Annotated in this window: 4 protein-coding genes; all 4 read left to right on the top strand. The window is 69.5% G+C overall.

The annotated features are described in order from the left end of the window. The coding region (locus K8V84_RS00705) for a sortase domain-bontaining protein (RefSeq protein ID WP_304069194.1) at window positions 1-246 on the top strand (246 nt) is incomplete at its 5' end. Between the two features lie 13 nt (window positions 247-259). Beyond that, window positions 260-535, top strand: coding sequence for a hypothetical protein (locus K8V84_RS00700; protein ID WP_304069193.1), 276 nt, complete (start codon window positions 260-262; stop codon window positions 533-535). Between the two features lie 189 nt (window positions 536-724). After that, entirely contained in the window at window positions 725-2,452 is a 1,728-nt protein-coding gene (locus K8V84_RS00695; RefSeq protein ID WP_304069192.1) for a DEAD/DEAH box helicase, read from the top strand. Between the two features lie 87 nt (window positions 2,453-2,539). Next, a partial coding sequence (locus K8V84_RS00690) for a zinc metalloprotease (protein ID WP_304069191.1) occupies window positions 2,540-3,301 on the top strand: 762 nt, incomplete at its 3' end.

The following is a 3,301-nucleotide window of genomic DNA, read 5'->3' as shown; positions in this document are numbered from 1 at the left end:
AACTTCTACACCTACGAGGTCTTCCGCGAGGAGACCGTGTTGCCCGAGGACTTCTGGGTGGTCACCCCCGACCCCTTCGAGGAGGCCTCGGAGGAGGAGCCCGGACGCGCGCTGCTCACCCTCACCACCTGCGCGCCCAAGCTCAACAACACACACCGACTCATCGTCTGGGCGGAACTGGCCGAGACCACGCCCAAGTCCGAGGGAATGCCGGAGTCCATCGCGCACATGGCGCCGGAAGCCTAGGGAGGGTTCACGAATGTACGGCCTGATCTGGCGCATCCTGCCGGGACCATGGGCGTCGAAGTTCATCATGGCGGTCGGCCTGCTCGCGGGCGGCGCCGCGCTGCTGTGGTTCTTCGCCTTCCCCGCGATCTCCCCCCACATGCCGTTCAACGACGGCGCCGTGGACACGTCCGACATCGGGGGTGAGGAGGCCCCCGCCGGCGCGCCCGGTGAGGACGCCGAATCGACCGGTGGTGAACCGGGGGGCGCTCCCGAGGCCGACCCGGAAGCCGAAGAGGGCGGCGTCTAGGACACCAGGGACGACAGCGGTTTCGACGCTGAAGAGGAACAACAGGGCGGCGCGGTGCACGGGCACCGTGCCGCCCGTCGTGAGGTGGTGGATCGGTGGGCCGTTGTGCGCGGCACCACTGCCGGGGCTCCGTCTTCGGGACCGGGTAACCACTAACCTCGAGCAGGTGAGCAACGGGGGACGAGACGAATGACGGTGACGCAGACCTCGCAAGAGGATCGCCTGAGCGGCCTTCGGGCCTGGCAGAGGGAGGCCTTCGAGGAGTACTTCCGCAGGCAGCCGCGCGACTTCCTCGCGGTGGCCACCCCCGGCGCGGGCAAGACCACCTTCGCTCTCACCCTGGCCAGTGAGCTCCTCCAGCGGCACGCCGTGCGTTCGATCACCATCGTCTGCCCCACCGAGCACCTCAAGAAGCAGTGGGCGGAGGCCGCGGCGCGGTTCGGGATCCCCATCGACCCCGAGTTCAGGAACGGACAGGGCGCGCTGGGACGGCAGTACCTCGGCGCGGCCGTCACCTACGCGCAGGTGGCCGCGCACCCGATGCTGCACCGCAACCGCACCGAGTCGCGCAAGACCCTGGTGATCTTCGACGAGGTCCACCACGCCGGCGACGCCCTGTCCTGGGGCGAGGCGGTGCGAGAGGCCTTCGATCCGGCCACCCGACGGCTGTCGTTGACCGGCACCCCGTTCCGCTCCGACATCAACCCCATCCCGTTCGTGGACTACGTTCAGGACGGTGCCGGGGTCAGGCGTTGCTCGTGGGACTACAGCTACGGTTACGCGCCCGCGCTGGAGGACGGCGTGGTGCGCCCGGTCATCTTCATGGCCTATTCCGGTGAGATGCGCTGGCGGACCAAGGCCGGTGACGAGCTCGCCGCGCGCCTGGGCGAACCGCTCACCCAGGACGCGCTCTCCCAGGCCTGGCGGGCCGCGCTCGACCCCAAGGGCGACTGGATCAAGAAGGTCCTGCAGGCAGCCGACCGGCGCCTGACCGAGGTGCGAAAGACCCACCCGGACGCCGGCGCGCTGGTCATCGCCAGCGACCACGAGAACGCCCGCGCCTATTCGCGGATCCTGCGGCAGATCACCGGCAAGGGTGCCACCGTGGTGCTCTCCGACGACCCCACGGCCTCCAAGAAGATCTCCCGGTTCGCCGCCGGCGACGACCGTTGGATGGTCGCGGTGCGCATGGTCTCCGAAGGTGTGGACGTGCCCCGGCTGATGGTGGGCGTGTACGCCACCTCCACCAGTACCCCCCTGTTCTTCGCGCAGGCCATCGGACGTTTCGTGCGGGTCCGCAAACGTGGTGAGGTGGCGTCGGTGTTCCTGCCGTCGGTGCCCACGCTGTTGGAGTACGCGGGCGAGATGGAGCGCGAACGCGACCACGTCCTGGACAAGACGCCCGGTGACGACGAGTACCCGGAGGAGGACCTGCTCCGGGAGGCCAACAAGAAGAAGGACTCGCCGGACGCGGGGGAGGAGCTCCCGTTCGAGACGATGGAGTCCGCCGCCGAGTTCGACCGTGCCCTGTACGACGGTCTGGAGTACGGGGGTGGGGCCGCGGGGTCCAGCGAGGAGGAGGACTTCCTCGGGCTGCCCGGACTGCTCGACCCCGACCAGGTCTCGCAGCTGTTGCGCAAGCGCAAGGCGGACCTGAAGGCGAGCGAGCTCAAGGCCAAGGGCAAGCAGCAGGAACCGGAGGAGCCCAAGGGGCCCACCCACCAGGTCCTGGCCGATCTGCGCCGCGAACTCAGCGGTCTGGTGGGCGCATGGCACCACCGGACCGGCAAACCGCACGGCGCCATCCACAACGAACTGCGGCGCGCCTGTGGTGGGCCGCCCGTCGCGCAGGCCACCCCGGACCAGATCCAGGAACGTATCGCCAAGCTGCGGGCCTGGGCCGTCGGGCAGAAATAGTCACCGACCGACCGAATCGGGCAAATACTTCGCAACGCCGCGCAAGGCGGACAAACTGCGGGCGACGCAATGGCTACAGTCCGTGAGATGATTCGACGAAGCTCTCGCGGCGGCACAGCCGCGCTCTGGTCCGGACTGTCCCTTTGCGCGTTCACGCTGACCGGCCTGGTAGTGGGGACTCCGCCGGAGCCGACCACCCAGGAGGTGGCGGCTCCGGCGCACGCCTGGGCCGCCACCTCGGCGAACGAGCCGTATTGCCCACCCGGTGCGGAACCGGCCTCGGAGGCCGAGCGCAGGGTCGCCGACCCGACCGCCGGCCCCGCCGACAGCGTGGCGGTCACCCCGGAACAGGCCGCCGAGTACGAAGACGACCTCCGACAGGCCATGGAGCGGATCCGCGGCCACGAGGCCGCCGCGCCGTACACCGTGCCCGTGGTCATGCACGTGATCTCCGCGAGCGACGGCAGTGGTGAGATCTCCGACGAGCGCATCGACGACCAGGTGGACGTGCTCAACCGCGCCTACCAGGGCGAGTACGCGAAGGGCTCGGAGGGCGCCGACACCGGGTTCCGCTTCGAACTCGCCGACGTCACCCGGACCGAGAACGACACCTGGTTCCGCGACTTCGGAGAGCAGCGCGACGAGATCCGCGCCGAACTGCGCCGGGGCGGCCCCGAGACCCTGAACATCTACACGGCGGACCTGGGCAGCGGCCTGCTGGGCTTCTCCACGTTCCCGCAGGACTACGCCGACGCTCCCGACCAGGACGGGGTCGCGATCGCGCACGACACCCTCCCGGGCGGTGACCGAGAGAAGTTCAACGAAGGGCACACCGGTATCCACGAGGTC

The organism is Nocardiopsis listeri (assembly GCF_020741345.1).
Taxonomy (GTDB): Bacteria; Actinomycetota; Actinomycetes; order Streptosporangiales; family Streptosporangiaceae; genus Nocardiopsis; species Nocardiopsis listeri_A.
Note: the sequence above shows the minus strand (reverse complement) of the source record. Positions and strands in the feature narration are given on the sequence as shown.

What these genes read in the sequence shown, in the direction of transcription:
- K8V84_RS00695 (WP_304069192.1), top strand. Translation starts at nt 725, where the DNA reads ATGACGGTGACGCAGACCTCGCAAGAGGATCGCCTGAGCGGCCTTCGG.
- K8V84_RS00700 (WP_304069193.1), top strand. Translation starts at nt 260, where the DNA reads ATGTACGGCCTGATCTGGCGCATCCTGCCGGGACCATGGGCGTCGAAG.